A 17,583-nucleotide genomic window follows, 5' to 3' on the forward strand; every position below is an offset into this window, starting at 1 on the left:
TACTTATATAAGTTTTTATAATAGAAAGGAACCGTCAGCAATGGCGGTTCCTTTTTTTGTTTGCGCCAGGAAAGGAAAATTGCTATTTTGTACTTCGCTTAACCGTCTTCTATGAAAAAATCTACAACCCTTTTGGTCGCATGCACGTTGGGCCTTATTGCTTTTCAGCTTGTTTTCAGGTTCCAGTATTACACGCATTTATTTAGCAGAAATAATCTTTTGGGAAACCCGTCAGCGATACTTGATCTGTTTCATGGTATACTTTATCTGAGTATTGATGTAGCTACTATCGTGTTTGGTGTCAGGGTATTGGCTATGTCAGATAATAACCAAAAAGAAAAGGCATATGTACTGTTCAGGTATTTGTTTGTGATCATGGGCATTTTCTCAATAATGATCAGCACCTATTATTTGTTCTTATCGGGCGAATTGCTTTTCCGTGATCTGTTAAGTGGCATTCACCGCCTGTTCAACTGGCTGGCCGAGATAGTATTTGTTGTATTGCTCATCAGAGAAAAGCCTGAAAAACAGGTGCAAAAAGTGAATTTGAAGGATTATGACCTGGTTGCATTCACTACAGGCTCACACCGCTTTGTGCATTATCTCCTTGATTTTCTTTTTATGCTCCCTGTATTCCTTAGTTTAAGCCGAATGTTAAATACTATTCGGTATTATACCCGTTATCAATTCCAAGACTGGAATCCGGTGTTATTTACGTTATGTATAGAGCTTTTTGTAGTCTTTTGCTATTTATTGTATTACTATTTGTCTGAGGCCATTTTCAGACAAACGTTTGGTAAAATGATCACGAACTCCTGTGTAGTGAGCGATGGTGTAGAGCTGTCGAACGGGCGGGTTTTTCTGCGCACCCTTTGCCGCCTGATCCCCTTTGATAGAATTGCCTTTCTGTTTGGCGCCAAATGGCATGACCGGGCTTCGCGTACCGCTGTCGTATACGTAGATACCTGGGAAAAGACTTTTGATGAAAGTCAGCCCGCCAGGGAGGCATAAAAGGTCGTTTAACTATTACAACTACATTTCAATCAAATAATTCCACAATTCAACCCGGCAGCGGCTTGTAGGGTATCAGAGTTACCCCAAATTTGTGAAACAAAGCAGGCTGCGCTTTGTATTGTTTGAGTATTGTAACCATCCCGGCTTTTTAGTCGGGATTTTTTTACCCCTTGCTCCACCAGCTAGCTGGAGCGTTAAAATGTTGTATTTTTGCCCCGTAATTGAAATGTCATGACAAGAGGGAGCCTGATATTAATTCTGTTGTTGATCCTGGTTTTTATTCTTCCCGCCGATCTACAGGCGCAATGTTCTATTTGTACTAAGACTGCCCAGCAATTGGGCGAAAGGCCAGCCAAAGCCCTGAATACAGGTATTATTTACCTGGGGCTGACCCCCTTCCTCATCATTGGGTATATCGGATACCGCTGGTGGAAGAATAATGATAACTAGGGTTATATAATAACCCCTTACATATTACGCTTCACATATTGCATATTTGATGGCGGGAAGATCCAGTCAACCGCCCGGTGCCATTTCTCGGCCGTATACTTCCTTTTTATGATCACCGGTACCTGCGACAGGTCGAGCTGTGCAAATTCCGTTATTATTTCGTCGAATGTTTTTTGTTTAAACTGTTGCTCGGCTATCCAATTTAAGATGAACGGGTTCCAATCCTGCTTATTACGCCAGTAATGCGCTATCCACGGGGTAGAATCACCCACCGTATAAAAATGTTGCATCGTCAGCGAAAAGGAATACTGTTCTATCAAAAACAGGGGAACGCCATCATTGATCATTTCATCACAGATCTGCAAGGCCATGGCAACGTCTTTCCCGTTTTGTGTATTGGGAAAAGCAACCACACCCGCATTACGCATATGGTCGGAGGGTTTCATTAATAGTCCGCCATATTCTTTACCTTTTATGGCATTCCAGGTTTTTACGCTGTGTTTACCCGTACGTTGTGATAAGGCGCCTTCATCCTCGTGCATATAGGATTTACCGCTTAACAGTTCGGTTTTTAAAGAAGAGAGCTTGCTGAATAAAAAGGTATCTGTATCGCAATAGATAATGGGCTCGCCGGGATACATAGCTGCCAGGTGTTGGATGGCTTTTATTTTAACCCGAAAGAAGTAATTAGCCTTTCCTTTCCAGTCTGTGATGGTGTCAGCAGTAACGGGAATTATATTCACATGCTTCGACATGTGCTGGTAATAAGGTACAGCGTCGGTGATAATATTTATAGACTTTACATCATTTGGCTGCTGCATAAAAGATAAGGCAGAGAATGCGGCCTGCAAATGATGATGAAAATGATTTCCAAAGGTGCAATACAAAACATGCATAGTATTCAATAGGATTTAATAAAATCGTGTAATAAACGAATAAACGTTGGTGATATTTTCTTTTTGAATAATGGCTAGCAAGGTCTCTTTATTGATGTCTTTCATCCGGTGCTTTTGCAACAGGTAAAAGGCTTTATCGGACAGTAACCGGAATTTCTTTTCGGTAGTTTGGGCTACTTTCAATCGGGCGTTGATGGCTTCTGCCAATTCCGGGATTCCCTTCTTTTGTGAAGCAATGGTCTTTATTACCGGAATGTCTACGGCCGTGGCATGGAATGCAGGCTGTAACATTAATTTCAGGTTCCGGTAAAAAGTATCTGCATCAGGGCGGTCGGCCTTATTTACAACGAAGATATCAGCGATCTCCATCAGACCGGCCTTCATCGTTTGCACTTCATCACCTGCCTCCGGTACCAATACCACTACGGTGGCATCGGCCAGTCCGGCAATTTCTACTTCACTTTGACCAACCCCCACGGTTTCTATAATAATGTTATCGAACGGTGCGGCCTTTAATACTTCGGTCAGTTCAATGATCTTGGGATGCAAGCCACCCAATGAACCCCTGGTGGCCAGTGAACGAATAAACACATTGGGGTGACTATACCATTCACTCATTCTAATGCGGTCGCCCAAGAGGGCGCCCATATTGAAAGGGGAGGAGGGATCAACACAAAGTACAGCTACCCTTTTTTGCGCGGCCACCAGCTCGCCTATAAGGGCGTCGGTGAGGGTGCTTTTGCCTGCCCCGGGCGGGCCGGTTATCCCAATGATCTGGGTGCGCTCATTCACCGGCAAATTTGCGAGAAAGGGATCATAGCCTACCACTTCATTTTCAACCAGTGACAGACACCGGGAAATGGCTTTCTGCGATCCTTCCTGTATTTGCGACAACAACTGTTGCCAGTTTACAAGCGCCTTCGTTTGCATGGTATATGAGTTACAAATATTGCGCGACCCCTTTTTCGCACCAGGTCGATTTATTTTCAATGGCCTGCTGTACCACTTCGTCATTTTTTAAAACACTGGTACGATCGTATTCTTTATGATAAAGATGGTATACAATTCCCTGCAGTTTAAAATATACCCGTTGTATACCCTTATTATACAACCGAATTACCAGTTCAGTATCTTCCCGGCCCCAACCGGTTATTTGTTCGTTGTAGCCATTCACCGCCAGCAGATCGCTGCGCCAGAACGACATATTACAACCCCGTAAGTTGTACAGCCCCTTTTCTTTTTTGAACAGTTCAATAAAACGCGCCAGGGCTGGGGCATGCAACGCGTTGAATTTATTACGTACCCCTTTTTCAAAAAGGGAAATGTGTTGCGGTTTGTGCTGGAAAACCTGTTTCGATAATTCTTCACTCAACAAAACCCGGCTTCCGCCAATAAAGTGACCAGGCCGTGCGGCCTGCACATGGTCTTTAATAAAAGCGGGATGCAATATGAGATCGCCATCTATCTGAATGATATAATCGCTGGTAGCCGCAGCTATAGCTTTGTTGCGGATCTGTCCCAGTTTAAACCCTTCGTCCCGTTGCCAGATGTGGCGTAATGGCACCGGGAAGCTGGCCTGGAAATCAGCAATAAGTTTTCCGGTTTCTTCTTTTGACCCATCATCGGCAATGATCACTTCATTAGGCAGCACCTCCTGGCGTTTTACGCTCAACAGGGTTTGCTCCAGTGCCTGTGGCCAGTTATAGGTAGCTATCAGTAATGTACTGGTTGGCTTTTTGCTCATTTACTTCTTTTCGTTATTTAACTGCCATAATTTGGTATACTTCATAAAGGCCCCGTATGCATGGAACACAGCTAAGATAAAACCATGTCCGCCATCGAGAAAACCTCCTTTAATGATATAAGCCTGTACAAAAGTGGCTAATGGTGAAAATAGTATTTTAAACCAGGATGCTTTTTTCCCTCTTTTGAAATTTAACTCTGCGCCTAATGTAGTATACTTGTTTGCTTTGGCTACGTGTTCCTCTATTAAGTAGTAGGTGTAATGCAGCAGATGGCCTTTCAGGCGTTTCAACGACAGGCCCGGCGCTATCTGTAAGGTTTCATGCACCAGTTCATCATTCCACCGTACTTTGCTTTTAGGGAATAACCTGATCTTGAAATCAGGGTATTCAAGACCGTGACGGAGGAATTTCCCATAATAAAAATTCGAGCGGGTAAACTCGTACATGTCTTGCAACCCTTCATTCTTTGCAGCCAGAATGCTTTTCTGCAGTTCCTCATCCAGGGCCTCATCGGCATCTAAAGACAATATATATTCGTGACTGGCTTTTTGAATACCCACATTCTTTTGTGGTCCAAATCCCAGCCAGCTTTGTTGTATCACTATGGCACCTTCCTGTTTACAGATGGTCACCGTGTCGTCGGTTGAGAAAGAATCTACAACAATAATTTCATCAGCCACTGATCTTAATGAGGCGAGGCAACGTTGAATGTTCCGGGCTTCATTATGGGTAATGATTACGGCTGTAATCGAATTCATTGAATTATTTTTATGTTGGACGTTGTTCAACAGGTATGGATTATTTTAATATTTTATAGTTGCGATAATCGAACAGGCGTTTACCGGTTGTTTTTTCAATATAGTAAAGAATACGTTTTTTAAATGAAAAACGTTTGCGGGTTACATCCAGCTTTATATTCCAGTTCTGGCTTTTTATGCGGTCCTGCATTACGGCCGGATGGGTCTCTGTGAATTTTGCCAGCGAATCAAAATCATTGTTGAAGTCCCAGAAATCTGATTCTGAAAGAAAGCTTTTCCATTCTTCATCGGAACGCCAGAATTTGCCAATATTCTTTTGCTTTTGCAACATTTGTTTGGGGCTTTTTACCCACCCATAGTGGTAAATATGCGCATCGATCAATTTTACATTCAGTTTACGGCCATCTTTTCTAAAGCCCTGGGCATCTTTATACGAATGAATATTTTTATCATTCCTTATGATGCGGATCTCGCGATTGTACCAGCGCCGGCTATCACCCACATAATCATACGTACCATAAAAGTGGGTGTATTTGAAAAGCAGCCCTTCCACTGCTTTCTGGTCTTTATATTTTTTAGCGGCTTCCAGTATCGCGGGATAATATTTTTCGTGCACCACTTCATCGGCCTGAATGTAAAAAGCCCAATCGGAGTCGGATGATACATGTGCAAAGGCTTTATCGGTCTCAACAGCCAGCACTTCGCCGCCTTTTCGTAAAGCCGGGTCCCAAACAGAATGCACAATTCGGATCTTATCACTCGCAATAGATTGTATCAACCCAACGGTATCGTCTTCGCTATCGCCTACACTTACTATCATTTCATCTACTAGTGGTAATACAGAACGTATAGCTTCCGTTACGGGATAATCATTAATTACAGCATTTCGTATAATAATAAATCCCGAAATTTTCATAACTTTTATTTATATACAGTGTTAAAGAAAAACAGCAATATGCCATGCAAATGTAGCTGAATGTGGAATATATTTTACAGGTTTAAAAACATTGTGGTAGATTGCAAAACGCGTATTTAATATGACTAATTTTATTCCGATATTCCCCCTGAACATAGTGGTTTTCCCGGGCGAAAAGGTACACCTGCACATTTTTGAGCCGCGCTATAAACAATTGATAAATGAATGTTTCGAGGCCAAAAAATCATTTGGCATTCCTTCGGTTGTGAATAACAAGTTGCAGGAATTGGGCACCCTGGTGCAGGTAAACGAAATAGTGCAAACGTATGAAAATGGCGAAATGGATATCAAAACAGAGGGTTTGCGCATTTTTCGCATTCTGGAGGTAATAAAACAGGTGCCGGAAAAATTATACAGCGGCGCCATTGTTAATTATCCTGAAAATGACGAAGCTGGCAACCGGGAACTGATGCAAAAAGTAGTAAATGGGGTAAAAGAAATGCACCGCCTGTTGAATATTTCAAAAGATTTTAAAAAGCCTGAGGAGGAATTAAGATCATACGATGTAGGGCATCATGCCGGTATGTCGCTCGAAGAGGAATATTTGATGTTAGGGCTGATGAAAGAACTGCAACGGCAGGAATTCATAAAAAGGCATTTACAAAAAGTATTGCCCATGCTGCTGGAAATGGAGCAGTTAAAGGAAAAAGTAAAATTGAATGGGCATTTCCGCAATTTATCAGCCTTCGATTTCAATCTCGATCTGTAAAACGTTCCTGGAAGAATCTTTTTTGGCAGAAACAAAAAAATCGCATTTCTTCATCCGGTATTTAATCCCAGGAAACCGTTAAAATCTATACAGATTGGTTCATACAACTACGCTATGCTTTGATTTCGGCAATACCCGGTTGAAATGTGCTGTGTTTATTAACAGGGAATTAAAGGAAGTGCTGATACTGGAAAATGATAGTAATGAGACCATTCAAACCCTGATTGAAACGTATAAGCCTGCCAAATCAATACTTTCTTCTGTAGTAAATCATAATCCTGAAATGGAGCAGCTGCTCGTTGCTGCTTCCCGGTTCCATAAATTAAATCACCAGTCAAAAATACTTATTACCACACCGGTTGGCAAACCACAGGATATTGGGGCCGACCGCCTGGCGTTGATGGCTGCTGCCGTTGATCTTTTTCCCACACATAACAATCTGGTAATAGGCCTGGGCAGTGCTATCACCTATAATTTCGTTAATAAGAACAGGGAGTTTTTAGGCGGTGGTATTTCACCTGGTATGGAAATGCGGTTTAAATCGCTGAAACTATTTACAGCCAAACTTCCGCTGGTTGAAAAAGACTGGAATTTGCCGCTGATTGGGTATGATACCCGTACCAATATACTCAGTGGGGTAATTCTGGGAATGGCCAAAGAGATCGATGGGATGATAGATGCGTATAAAGAGCGGTACCGGAACTTTAACGTGGTCTTAACCGGGGGTGATGCACCCTATTTTGTGTATCATTTGAAAAACAGGATATTTGCAGACCCTGACCTTATTTTCAAGGGACTTTATGCTATCAGCGAACACAATAATGTGTAACAGAATGAAGTTGTTAGCAGGCGAATTATGCGAAGAACCACTAGTACATACAGCTTTGTTGTCGCAGCCTTGTTGATGGGTTGTTTTTTTGTATTGACGGCATGCGAGAACGACGAGAATGAAGTTAATAGCCTCTTTAAAAAGCAACTGGCTGTTGAAGAGGCTAAAAATGTAGAGAGCTATTTAAGCCAGTCGGGCACAGTAAAGGCCAAACTCACCTCACCGTATATGCTACGTGTACAGGCCGATTCGCCCTATATGGAGTTTCCCCGCACTATGCATGTTGATTTTTACAACGACAGCACTGTTATAGAAAGTACCGTTGATGCCCGTTACGCCAAATATGTGGAGTATGATCATAAAGTACTGTTGCGCGACAGCGTATTGGTGCAAAGTATCAAGAACGGCGATACCCTGCGTACACAGGAGCTGTGGTGGGACCAGGATAAAAAAGAATTCTACACCGATAAGCCCGCCCATGTATATCAGCGCGATAAAATAATCTTTGCCAAAAACGGATTACGTGCTGCCCAGGATCTTACCTCATACACTTTTTACAGCAGCTCAGGCCCCATGCTGGTACCCAGCAACGGTATGCCGCAATAGGAAGTTGATCAGTTGACCGGTTGACCAGGAAAGTTGATAGCGTTGACGGGGTTGATAGGGGAAGTCGGGTCTCACTACTGACATTTACCGTCTGCCTGAACCGAGTCTTGCTATCAGTCGGACATTGCCCATTGCCCATTCAATGTCGTTTAGTTAATGCTTGTTTATTAAAATCCCCTCCTGGGAGGGGAAGGGGTGGGTTTATGTGTTTCATTCGGGGCGAGGCAATGGGTAATAGGCAATAATTGCCCATTGCCCACTACCTTTATTCTTAGCGCACATAAGATTTGTCGGCTATACCACTTCAGCCTTACATTTGGTCCCTAAACACATTTTTATGGAATACAGAAGACTTGGACGATCAGGCGTTCAATTGAGTGTTCTTTCATTTGGAAGCTGGGTAACATTTCACAAGCAAATTGATGATAGTATAGCTGATACATTAATGGGTATGTCCTATGATGCGGGTATTAATTTTTTTGATAATGCAGAAGGATATGCTGGTGGGGAAAGTGAAAAAATGATGGGCCGCGTGTTGAAGCAAAAGAACTGGGACCGCACTTCCTATGTGTTGTCGTCAAAAGTATTTTTTGGCATCCATGGAAAGAACAATAAACCTAACCAGGGTGGCTTAAGCAGAAAACACCTAGTAGAAGCCTGCCATGCGGCGCTTGACCGCCTGCAACAGGATTACCTCGATCTGTATTTCTGTCACCGCCCCGATCCTACGGTACCTATTGAAGAAGTGGTTTGGACCATGCACAACCTGATCCAACAAGGCAAAGTATTGTATTGGGGAACCAGCATGTGGAGCGGCGCAGAGATCATGGAAGCCCACCGGGTGGCACAACAGTATTCCCTTATAGGCCCGGTTATGGAGCAGCCGCAGTACAATATGTTCGAGCGAAATAAAATGGAAATGGATTACCTGCCCGTGTTCCAAAATGTAGGGTTGGGCACCACCATCTGGAGCCCGCTGGCAGCCGGCTTCCTCACCGGGAAATACAATGAAGGCATTCCTGAAGACTCCCGGCTGGCTATTACAGGCTTTGGCTGGTTAAAGGACAGGTGGATCCAGGATGAGAAATTGAAGAAAGTAAAACAGCTCACCGCGCTGGCCAAACAACTGAATGTTTCCCTGGCAGCACTGTCCATTGCATGGACTATAAAAAATCCAAATGTGACCACGGCCATTCTGGGCGCCACCAAAACAGAGCAATTACAGGAAAACCTGAAAGCCCTGGAAGCGGTGGAGGTATTAACACCAGAAGTGCTGGAACAAATTGAAAATATTTTACAGAATAAGCCTACGATGGACCTCGCCTAGGCGGTTCAATAAATAATTCTACAAGAAAAAGGCATACCCCGGTTTTTCCGTGGTATGCCTTTTATTTTGCCGGCTGAACAGCCAAACATGGTGTAGTTTTCTTTAATACATACAACCTGGTAATTTCATCAACTAACGGTTACAGGCACGTAGAATGGTCCTGGGTAATGCTGCTATTGCGATGGGTTGGTATCTAATTATGGACCCCCATAATGGTATTATTACTATTTCTTTTTGCAAAAAACAATAGCGAATGTCCCGACAAAAAAAAATTGTAAAAATTACTTAAGATTTTAAGCGCTTCCGTTGTTTCTAATCATATAGCAAGCGAATAAAGAAATTTATATAAAGATATTAGAACTTTCTAATAGGGGTTAAATAGTGCATAGGGCAAAAAGGCCGCCTTTTTTCAAGGGCGGCATTATTTTTTTAAAGGGGTGTTTACATAAAAAAAATTGGCCCCGTACCGAATCAGACTGATTCGATACGGGGCCTTATAGTTTAAACTACGGTAAGTAAATAAAAACTAGTTTACAAAGAGAGCATAAGGTGATTCGGTAGTTGAACCATTTGCGGTGCCTCTTTCTCTTAAAACGCCATCTCTGTCGTCTGCATAATAAATATTGTTATTTGTTAAGCCTTTATAAACCACCACAAACCTGTTGTTTGTTCTGTCAAATGTTATGGTTGGTCTTTGTGAAGAAGCCGCAATTCCATTGGATGAATTTAAAAGATAACTAGGTGCGGACCAGTTAATTTTATCATCGGAATACTGAACACTTATTTGCTGGTTGCCATCGCATCTAACCATACAGGCCCTTCCGTTTGAATTAACGGCTACCGACTGATGTATGGCTGGATATGGTGCAACTGAAGTATTAAACCATGTAATACCATCTGTGGAAGATACCAGGGCAAATGAGTTTAATTCTTTTACATTGGCAAATGCTATATATATCTGAGTGCCATCGGTAAAAATCCAGGGTTCATCAAAAGTTTCATAGTCTATAATTGATTCTGTCCATGTGGCCCCTCCATCTGAACTATAAGAATAGTATATTTTGCTATGTGAGTGATAATATGGTTCTGTGTCTTTATCATCAAACTTGGTGCTTACATAAGCTACATATAATTTACCGTTAAATGCACAGGCTGAAGGCGTACGTACAGTACCTGCACCATTGTTGAACGCTACGTCAGACGACCAGTTATTTCCGTTATTGCCACTGGTGGAAAAGTACAGATTGTTGTTAGTCCTCCCTTTGTGGATCATGTAAATGTTGCCATTCAGGAATGCTGCAGCCGGACCGCTGTTAGTAGAAGCGCCATTGTTTACCTGGGTAGAATTCCAGTTAAAGCCGTCTGCGCTGTTTCCGCTATAAATATTATTATTGGTTGAACCTTTATAATAATATTTTAATACATCAATGGAGAGTGGCGATACAGGAGCATTTAGTTCATTACCATTGTTTACATTTTGGTTGTTTTCAATTCCTTTCTTTTGACATGACATAAAAACGAAGACAATTTGAAGCAGGAATAACCAGGAAAGATGATTTCTTTTCATTGATAAAATTTAATAGTTAAAAGTGAAGCACAAAAATGAAGTATCAACGAATGCTTTCCAAAACAAGTTAGAACCAAAATCACATATGGATACTTGTTATAGATATATATTCTACCTTTGTCAGGTGAATTTTATCTGTGCCAATAGTGAAAGTCATTTTTATAGTTGTGGAAAAAAGATCAAAAGTGAAAAGTGAGAAAGTAACTGAAAGGGGTAAGCGGTAATAATTTCTTTTGGTCCGGCGTTAAAATTTTACCTTACAAATTATCCCGGGAATTTATTTGGCCACATGTTTGCTGTTCGTACAACTGAAAAAGAAAACCGGCTTAGAGAAGCCGGTTCATACCCTGATATTATTAAATGAGAACTAAGTGACTGTGTTATAGATCTACGCTCGGCATCTTACACCTCCTGTCTTCAGAATAACCTGTAACCAGGTTATCGTAATCTTCACCCAGATACCGTAATTGATGCAAAAACACAAAAGAAACGATAGCGCGTTTCTTTTATTATGTGGTATTAATATTTTTTTTACTCTTTATGCAATATTTCTGAACAATGTTTGTGCGTCGATGGGGCGCGGGTTTCAGCCATTTTAGGATTGTAAGAATTTTACCCGATGCAGGCACAAAATTGATTGCCCCGGTGTGTACAAATGTCAAAAATGTACTACATCGGGGCTTATTGTTCCAAACAGAGCAGGGATTATTGAGGACCTCGCAGGGACCTGACAAGGACCTCACAAGGACCTCACAGGGATAAAGTCCCTGTTAAGTCCGGGTAATACTCCTGTTTTGTCCCAGCTTTGCAGCCTAAATCCTGGTTTTCAGGTCCTGGCATAGTGGGAGGAAAATAGCGGGGGAATGGTAGCTGAATGCCAGATTACCTGCCCGGGACCACCCTGGGGATTGCCTGGAGTCCCCCCAGAACCCTTAGTGCCGGTAGGCAATACTCGGGCCATTGCCGGGCAATCTTCAGGCAATACCCAGATGCTTTCCCTACCATCTGGCGACAAGTCAACTACCAGCACCCGCCAAAAGCGATACCGGGTAGGGGCACAGCTGAGGCCTAATGGTACTTTAATTGTATTAAGATGGTAGCCCAATGGCCTGCCTATTGTCTCAGGGTGGTCCACGGGTACTCCACGGGTACTCCGGATATGCTCATGGAACCAGTCCCAAGACAACTCCCTGACAATATGCAGACAACTGGCTGACCACTTCCTGAGCATTCCTCTACCACTCTACTACAACTCCACTACAGCCGCTCCCTAAAACCAGTATGCTTTTGAACCTTATGGAGTGCAAACCCGTTCAGATCTTGTCGAGACCCGCATGATGGGTGACTAATGACAAGGGCCGTTTGTTATTTAATTGTTATCGGAGCACTGTTTCGCCAACCCCTTTAATATTAAAATAGTACCCCTGATCTTCTTTAAAATCAACTAAGTATCATTCTCAATGAGTTATATCCAACCCGTTCCCATTTATATAATTGCAACGCCGTGTCGGGAAAAAGTTATTTAAACGTTTGTTTAATTTAAACGTTTGTTTAATTTTGGGGCTCCAAAAGAAGGATGTCATATGTCACTCACGGAGAAAGTAGATAAAAGAGCACACATACTCTCAGTTGCAGAGCAACTGTTTGCAGAAAATGGATTTGATGGGACTTCTGTGCGGGATATAGCCCAACTCGCTAACGTTAATCTTGCCATGATCTCGTATTACTTCGGATCAAAAGAAAAATTACTGGAAGCACTGGTTGAAGACCGGGCCGGGTATACACTGGGGGTTATTGAGGAATTAAATAAGAATCAAACGCTGACCCCCTGGGATAAAATAGACAAACTGGTTGAGTTCTATATTGAAAAAATAATGAACAACTACCGGTTCCATTGTATCCTGTCGCAGACATACAATCAAGCGAAGTCGAGCCCAATAAAGGAGCTCATCATCAGTATAAAAATGCGGAACCTGGAGGAGATAAAGAAAGTGATCGCCGATGGACAAAGGAAGAAACTGTTTGCTAAAGTGGATGTAGAGCTTACGATGGCCAGTGTTTTTGGCACTTTAACGCAGGTAGTAAACTCGGCCAACCTGTATAGCCGCCTGATGAAAATTGATGAAACCGACGATGCTACTTACCGTAAGAAAATGTCGGCCCGATTGAAGACCCATTTACAACAAATGTTGCGGGCGCACCTGGATATCAAAAATGAAGAATAACATATTTAATATAGAACGCATGAACTTGAAAAAGAAAATAGTATCTGGACTAGCCTTATTACTAACCATTTTTTCTGCGCAAGCACAAACCAGAACCATCAGCCTGGAGGAAGCCGTACAGCTGGGCGTGCAAAACAGTAAGCAATTAAAACTGGCTCAAAATAAAATTGAACAAGCCAACTCACAACTGGAACAGGCGAAAGACGAAACAATGCCTACTGTAAAAGTGAGCGCCGGTTACAGTCACGCTTTGATGCTGTCGAGAAGTTTTGCCCTGCCTTCCGAAGGTGGCGCCGATCCCAAAAGCATGAAATTCCCTTTTGATAACACCTTGTATCAGGGAACACTCAGTATTAATGAACCAATTTTTGCACAGCACAAATTCCGTTATGCAAAAGAATCGGCCAACATCCTGATCCAAAGCAGCAAACTGGATGCCGATAAGGATAAAGATGAAATTGTTTACAACATCATCAATGCCTATATCAACTTCTACAAAATTCAGCAGAACCTGAAGATAGTAGCCCAGAACATGGAAGACGTTGATCAGAAATTAACAGAGATCAAAAAGTTTGAAAGTCAGGGGTTGGCTACCAAGAATGATGTGTTACGTTTTCAATTAGAGAAATCGAATATTCAAATACAACAGGTAGAACTGGAACACAGCCGTAAGGTGGTGAATTATAACCTGAATATCTTGCTGGGCTTGCCTGACAATACAATGGTACAGGTACAGGATGTGGTATACAAACTGGATATAACAGAAGGAGCGGATGTTTACATGAAGCAGGCCCTGCAAGATAGAAAGGAATTCAGCTCGCTGAATTACCAGGATAAACTGACTGAGATCAACATCAAGAAAATTCGCGACGAAAAATTACCTACCCTTGGTGTTGGTGGTAACCTGTATTACATTAACCCTTCAAAAGCATTGGTGCCTAAAAGCGCTACTTACCTGGCACCTTTTGTAGTAGGGATCAATGCAAGCTGGGATATTACCGGGTTCTTCAAAAACAAGAACAAGGCTACTGAAGCCAGTTTACAAAAGCAGGAAGTAACGGCTACCCGTAATGTATTGACCGACCAGGTGAAAATGGATGTGAATAAATCCTATATCCAATATCAGCAAACACTGGAAACAATCAAATTACTGAATGATGCGGTGGTACAGGCAACTGAGAACGAAAGGATAACCGAATCGAAATTCAAGAACAACCTGGTTACAACCACCGACCGTATTGAAGCACAAACCCTGTTGTATCAATCGCGTTTGAAGCTGGAGTTGGCAAAAGCAGATGCTACCGCCGCTTACTATGCACTTTTGAAAACAACCGGACACATTCAACCCTAACCATTTAAAAAAGCATTAAAGAGATATTGTATGAACGACGTTAAAAAGAGCAAAGGAAAAAAGATCGTTTTCCCTATTATCCTGGGTCTTGTTTTAGTAGGCGCCCTGGCGTTTACCGCTAAAGAATATTTTTATGGCCAAAGCCATGAGGAAACCGACAACGCTCAGTTCGATGCCGACATCAGTCCGGTAGTGACAAGAGCAACCGGTTATATTAAAGAAATTCGTTTTGTAGATAATCAGGTTGTACATGCAGGTGATACCCTGGTTGTGTTGGATGACCGTGATTTTCAGATCAGGCTGCAACAGGCCCAGGCTGCCCTGGCTGTTGCCAAACAATCAGTGAACGTTTCGCAATATGCCGTGAACGAAGCTAAAACCGGCATCGCTACTGCCCAGGCAAATATTGAAACCGCCAAAGTGCGGGTTTGGAAAGCTACTGAAGACTTCAAGCGTTATGAAGCTTTGTATGAAGACCATGCTATTACCAAGGCGCAGTATGATGCAGCCAAAGCTGAAAAAGATGCTGCAGAAGCTGCTTTACATGTTGCCCAAACTCAGGTGCCTGTAGTAAGTGAGAAAGTAAGCACCAACAAACAACAGGTGAATGCCACTGCTTCAAACATCGGTTTGCGTCAGGCAGATATTGATTATGCCAAATTGCAATTAAGCTATACTGTTATTACTGCCCCCACCGATGGTGTTATTTCAAAGAAAACCATTCAACCGGGTCAGCTGGTACAGGCTGGTCAGTCATTGTTTTCTATCGTAAATGACAACGGATTGTATTTGACCGCGAATTTCAAAGAAACTCAGATTGAAAAAATCCAGATAGGACAGGCTGTGCATATCAATGTGGATGCATTCGCAGATCATCAATTAAATGGAACGGTGGAATCATTTGCAGGTGCAACTGGGGCCAAGTTCTCTTTACTGCCTCCTGATAATGCTACCGGTAACTTCGTAAAAGTTGTACAACGGGTACCTGTACGTATCAAGCTTGATAAATCAGATAAAGAATTCATTAGCCGCTTACGTCCTGGTTTAAGTGCCAAAGTGGTAGTTGATACTAAAAAACCTTAATACGCGGAACGCAAAACGCTCAACGAAAAACGAGATGACCTATAGTGGTGTATCCCGCGTTCAGCCTTCGGCGTTCAACGTTTAGCAAAATAAAATATTATGGCAGAACATGGATTCAGGAAGTGGATCATCACCATTACGGTGATCATGGCTTCCCTGCTGGAGTTGATCGATACGACGATCGTAAACGTAGCCCTGCCGGATATAATGGGTAACCTGGGCGCAACCCTGGAAGATGCCGGTTGGCTGGTGACGGGGTATGCGGTAGCGAATGTGATCGTACTGCCTATGTCGGGTTGGTTAGGGGATCGTTTTGGAAGAAAGAATTATTTTCTGGCCTCTATCCTCATCTTTACAGCCGCCTCTTATTTATGTGGACAGGCAAACTCGCTCACTGAGTTAATACTATACAGATTATTGCAAGGTTTGGCCGGTGGTGGTTTGTTGTCAACTGCACAAGCCATATTGATGGAAACCTGGCCCCGTGAAGAGATCGGGATGGCAACCGCCCTGTTTGGTTTGGGTGCGGTGGTAGGCCCAACACTTGGACCCACCATTGGTGGCTACATTGTTGATAATACCAACTGGCGTTATATCTTCTATGTAAACATTCCTGTTGGCGCTATTGCTGCCTTCCTGGTATCGATGTTTGTGCGGGAGTCGCCCATGCTTGCCAAGGGCAAGCCGGTTGACTGGTGGGGCATTTTATTGCTGGCCATTGGTGTGGGTAGTTTGCAGGTGGTATTGGAAAAAGGCGAAACCGAAGACTGGTTTCAAACTCCGTATATAGCTGCACTTACCATCTCAACCATTTTGGCTGGTATTGGATTTATATGGCGTGAATTAAGCACCGATCACCCGGTAGTTGATTTTCGAATTTTGAAAGACCGAAGCTTTGCAATAGGCATTATTACCTCCTTTGCGCTTGGATTCGCCTTATATGGATCGGTATTTATATTCCCGGTATTTTGTCAGAACCTGTTACACTTTACTGCCCTGCAAACCGGGTTGATCCTGTTGCCTGGGGGCCTGGCTACCATTTTGTGTATGCCATTTGTAGGGGCTATGTTAAAGAAAGGAGTGCCGGCTCAGTTTATGGCAACCGGTGGTTTCATTCTGTTCTTTGTGTTTTGCTGGCTGTTATCGAACAGCACCCTGGAATCAGGCACTGGCGATTTCTTCTGGCCACTGATCATTCGTGGTATTGGTATGGCCATTCTGTTCGTACCGTTGACTACATTGGCTGTTCAGGGGCTACAGGGCAAGCAAATAGGCCAGGGAACTGGTTTGAACAATATGATGCGGCAGTTGGGAGGTTCCTTTGGGGTGGCCATTTTAACCACGCTCATTCACGTTAAGTCGGGAGAGGTGCGCACTGCGTTAATTGGGAACACCAATAATTTTAACCCTGCTTTTGTACAACGTAAGGAAGGCCTGGTGCAGCTATTCCTGGGCAAGGGATATTCTTTACTGGAGGCACAGCAGGCAAGCAACGGGATGATGGAGGGGAATATTATCAGACAAACCATGCTGGTTACATACGATCATATGTATATGGTCATTGGGGTGTTTGTATTGTTGGCAATCCCGGTAATATACCTGCAGAAATTCAAAAAGAAGCCGGTTATTATTACCGATGCGCACTAAGCATGTATTTATTGAAAAACCCGTATATAGCTGGAACTACTAAAAGATCGCAAGTAGAGAGTTAGATGAGATAAAGGACCCAAGGACAACAGGTAAAAATAGACAGGTTACAAGGTTATAGAAAGTAAGCAAAGCGATGGCTGAAATGTCCGAAGGTCCAAAGGATAAAAGTCCGGAAGGAGTAACCGCGAAAGCGGTCCGCTTCTTTCGGACTTTTGGTTTTATAATGAGTTTGGGACAGGTATAAAAAGAAACAATCCCGGAGGTATTCCGGGACTGTCAAAAAGTTGTACTAAACCTTACCAAGAAGGAACAGGGTTCATCAGGAGGTACAAATTTTAAATCGTTTTCAAAGGATGCCTTGGATTAAGCGGATCTGGATTTTGTTTTTTGTCTTAAT

The 17,583-nt window shown here is 42.8% G+C and carries 16 protein-coding genes; 10 read left to right on the forward strand and 6 right to left on the reverse strand.

Annotated features, from left to right (window positions below):
- The first annotated feature begins 111 nt into the window (after positions 1-111).
- Positions 112-1,011, forward strand: a complete 900-nt coding sequence (locus J7I42_RS06630; RefSeq protein ID WP_209137985.1) for an RDD family protein — start codon at positions 112-114, stop codon at positions 1,009-1,011.
- 234 nt (positions 1,012-1,245) lie between these two features.
- Complete coding sequence (locus J7I42_RS06635) at positions 1,246-1,464, forward strand: hypothetical protein (RefSeq protein WP_209137986.1); 219 nt, start codon at positions 1,246-1,248, stop codon at positions 1,462-1,464.
- A gap of 17 nt (positions 1,465-1,481) precedes the next feature.
- Here the strand turns inward: J7I42_RS06635 and J7I42_RS06640 are convergent, their stop codons facing one another.
- Genes J7I42_RS06640 through J7I42_RS06660 form a run of 5 tightly spaced genes read right to left on the reverse strand, consistent with a single transcriptional unit; the run spans position 1,482 to position 5,779 of the window.
- Positions 1,482-2,360 carry a hypothetical protein gene (locus J7I42_RS06640; protein ID WP_209137987.1) on the reverse strand — a complete coding sequence of 293 codons (879 nt, stop codon included), beginning with the start codon at positions 2,358-2,360 and terminating at the stop codon, positions 1,482-1,484.
- 15 nt (positions 2,361-2,375) lie between these two features.
- Positions 2,376-3,290 (reverse strand): methylmalonyl Co-A mutase-associated GTPase MeaB, encoded by a 915-nt coding sequence (gene meaB / locus J7I42_RS06645; protein ID WP_209137988.1) that lies wholly within the window; start codon positions 3,288-3,290, stop codon positions 2,376-2,378.
- Positions 3,291-3,300: 10 nt separating this feature from the next.
- Positions 3,301-4,104, reverse strand: a complete 804-nt coding sequence (locus J7I42_RS06650; protein ID WP_209137989.1) for a glycosyltransferase family 2 protein — start codon at positions 4,102-4,104, stop codon at positions 3,301-3,303.
- Positions 4,105-4,863: a glycosyltransferase family 2 protein gene (locus J7I42_RS06655; RefSeq protein WP_209137990.1), complete on the reverse strand. Its 759-nt coding sequence runs from the start codon at positions 4,861-4,863 to the stop codon at positions 4,105-4,107.
- Between the two features lie 40 nt (positions 4,864-4,903).
- Positions 4,904-5,779 (reverse strand): glycosyltransferase family protein, encoded by an 876-nt coding sequence (locus J7I42_RS06660; RefSeq protein WP_209137991.1) that lies wholly within the window; start codon positions 5,777-5,779, stop codon positions 4,904-4,906.
- A 121-nt stretch (positions 5,780-5,900) separates the two neighbouring features.
- On the opposite strand from J7I42_RS06660, the gene J7I42_RS06665 reads away from it, so the two are divergent.
- The 4 genes from J7I42_RS06665 to J7I42_RS06680 all read left to right on the forward strand — a co-directional run bounded on the left by J7I42_RS06665 (position 5,901) and on the right by J7I42_RS06680 (position 9,310).
- Complete coding sequence (locus J7I42_RS06665) at positions 5,901-6,548, forward strand: LON peptidase substrate-binding domain-containing protein (protein ID WP_209137992.1); 648 nt, start codon at positions 5,901-5,903, stop codon at positions 6,546-6,548.
- A gap of 94 nt (positions 6,549-6,642) precedes the next feature.
- Positions 6,643-7,377 carry a type III pantothenate kinase gene (locus tag J7I42_RS06670; RefSeq protein ID WP_209137993.1) on the forward strand — a complete coding sequence of 245 codons (735 nt, stop codon included), beginning with the start codon at positions 6,643-6,645 and terminating at the stop codon, positions 7,375-7,377.
- Between the two features lie 27 nt (positions 7,378-7,404).
- The gene (gene lptC, locus J7I42_RS06675; protein WP_209137994.1) at positions 7,405-7,983 is read left to right on the forward strand and encodes an LPS export ABC transporter periplasmic protein LptC; all 579 of its coding nucleotides are present in this window, start codon (positions 7,405-7,407) and stop codon (positions 7,981-7,983) included.
- Between the two features lie 337 nt (positions 7,984-8,320).
- Positions 8,321-9,310: a potassium channel beta subunit family protein gene (locus J7I42_RS06680; RefSeq protein WP_209137995.1), complete on the forward strand. Its 990-nt coding sequence runs from the start codon at positions 8,321-8,323 to the stop codon at positions 9,308-9,310.
- A gap of 526 nt (positions 9,311-9,836) precedes the next feature.
- Here the strand turns inward: J7I42_RS06680 and J7I42_RS06685 are convergent.
- Complete coding sequence (locus J7I42_RS06685; protein WP_209137996.1) at positions 9,837-10,877, reverse strand: sialidase family protein; 1,041 nt, start codon at positions 10,875-10,877, stop codon at positions 9,837-9,839.
- A gap of 1,583 nt (positions 10,878-12,460) precedes the next feature.
- Between J7I42_RS06685 and J7I42_RS06690 the strand changes: the two genes are divergently transcribed.
- The 4 genes from J7I42_RS06690 to J7I42_RS06705 all read left to right on the forward strand — a co-directional run bounded on the left by J7I42_RS06690 (position 12,461) and on the right by J7I42_RS06705 (position 17,183).
- Positions 12,461-13,102, forward strand: a complete 642-nt coding sequence (locus tag J7I42_RS06690) for a TetR/AcrR family transcriptional regulator (RefSeq protein ID WP_209137997.1) — start codon at positions 12,461-12,463, stop codon at positions 13,100-13,102.
- A complete protein-coding gene (locus J7I42_RS06695; RefSeq protein WP_209137998.1) occupies positions 13,092-14,453 on the forward strand; it encodes a TolC family protein in 1,362 nt (453 codons plus the stop codon). Before J7I42_RS06690 ends, J7I42_RS06695 begins: the two co-directional genes overlap by 11 nt.
- Before the next feature lie 30 nt (positions 14,454-14,483).
- Entirely contained in the window at positions 14,484-15,536 is a 1,053-nt protein-coding gene (locus J7I42_RS06700; protein WP_209137999.1) for an HlyD family secretion protein, read from the forward strand.
- 99 nt (positions 15,537-15,635) lie between these two features.
- Positions 15,636-17,183 (forward strand): DHA2 family efflux MFS transporter permease subunit, encoded by a 1,548-nt coding sequence (locus J7I42_RS06705; protein ID WP_209138000.1) that lies wholly within the window; start codon positions 15,636-15,638, stop codon positions 17,181-17,183.
- Positions 17,184-17,583 lie beyond the last annotated feature (400 nt).

Source organism: Niastella soli, assembly GCF_017742245.1.
GTDB lineage: Bacteria > Bacteroidota > Bacteroidia > Chitinophagales > Chitinophagaceae > Niastella > Niastella soli.

Bases quoted from the DNA above. Each gene is read 5' to 3' on its own strand.
- lptC (WP_209137994.1), top strand. From the start codon at position 7,405: ATGCGAAGAACCACTAGTACATACAGCTTTGTTGTCGCAGCCTTGTTG.
- J7I42_RS06700 (WP_209137999.1), top strand. From the start codon at position 14,484: ATGAACGACGTTAAAAAGAGCAAAGGAAAAAAGATCGTTTTCCCTATT.
- J7I42_RS06640 (WP_209137987.1), bottom strand. From the start codon at position 2,360: ATGCATGTTTTGTATTGCACCTTTGGAAATCATTTTCATCATCATTTG.
- J7I42_RS06650 (WP_209137989.1), bottom strand. From the start codon at position 4,104: ATGAGCAAAAAGCCAACCAGTACATTACTGATAGCTACCTATAACTGG.
- J7I42_RS06655 (WP_209137990.1), bottom strand. From the start codon at position 4,863: ATGAATTCGATTACAGCCGTAATCATTACCCATAATGAAGCCCGGAAC.
- J7I42_RS06680 (WP_209137995.1), top strand. From the start codon at position 8,321: ATGGAATACAGAAGACTTGGACGATCAGGCGTTCAATTGAGTGTTCTT.
- J7I42_RS06635 (WP_209137986.1), top strand. From the start codon at position 1,246: ATGACAAGAGGGAGCCTGATATTAATTCTGTTGTTGATCCTGGTTTTT.
- J7I42_RS06660 (WP_209137991.1), bottom strand. From the start codon at position 5,779: ATGAAAATTTCGGGATTTATTATTATACGAAATGCTGTAATTAATGAT.
- J7I42_RS06695 (WP_209137998.1), top strand. From the start codon at position 13,092: ATGAAGAATAACATATTTAATATAGAACGCATGAACTTGAAAAAGAAA.
- J7I42_RS06630 (WP_209137985.1), top strand. From the start codon at position 112: ATGAAAAAATCTACAACCCTTTTGGTCGCATGCACGTTGGGCCTTATT.
- J7I42_RS06690 (WP_209137997.1), top strand. From the start codon at position 12,461: ATGTCACTCACGGAGAAAGTAGATAAAAGAGCACACATACTCTCAGTT.
- J7I42_RS06665 (WP_209137992.1), top strand. From the start codon at position 5,901: ATGACTAATTTTATTCCGATATTCCCCCTGAACATAGTGGTTTTCCCG.
- J7I42_RS06685 (WP_209137996.1), bottom strand. From the start codon at position 10,877: ATGAAAAGAAATCATCTTTCCTGGTTATTCCTGCTTCAAATTGTCTTC.
- J7I42_RS06705 (WP_209138000.1), top strand. From the start codon at position 15,636: ATGGCAGAACATGGATTCAGGAAGTGGATCATCACCATTACGGTGATC.
- meaB (WP_209137988.1), bottom strand. From the start codon at position 3,290: ATGCAAACGAAGGCGCTTGTAAACTGGCAACAGTTGTTGTCGCAAATA.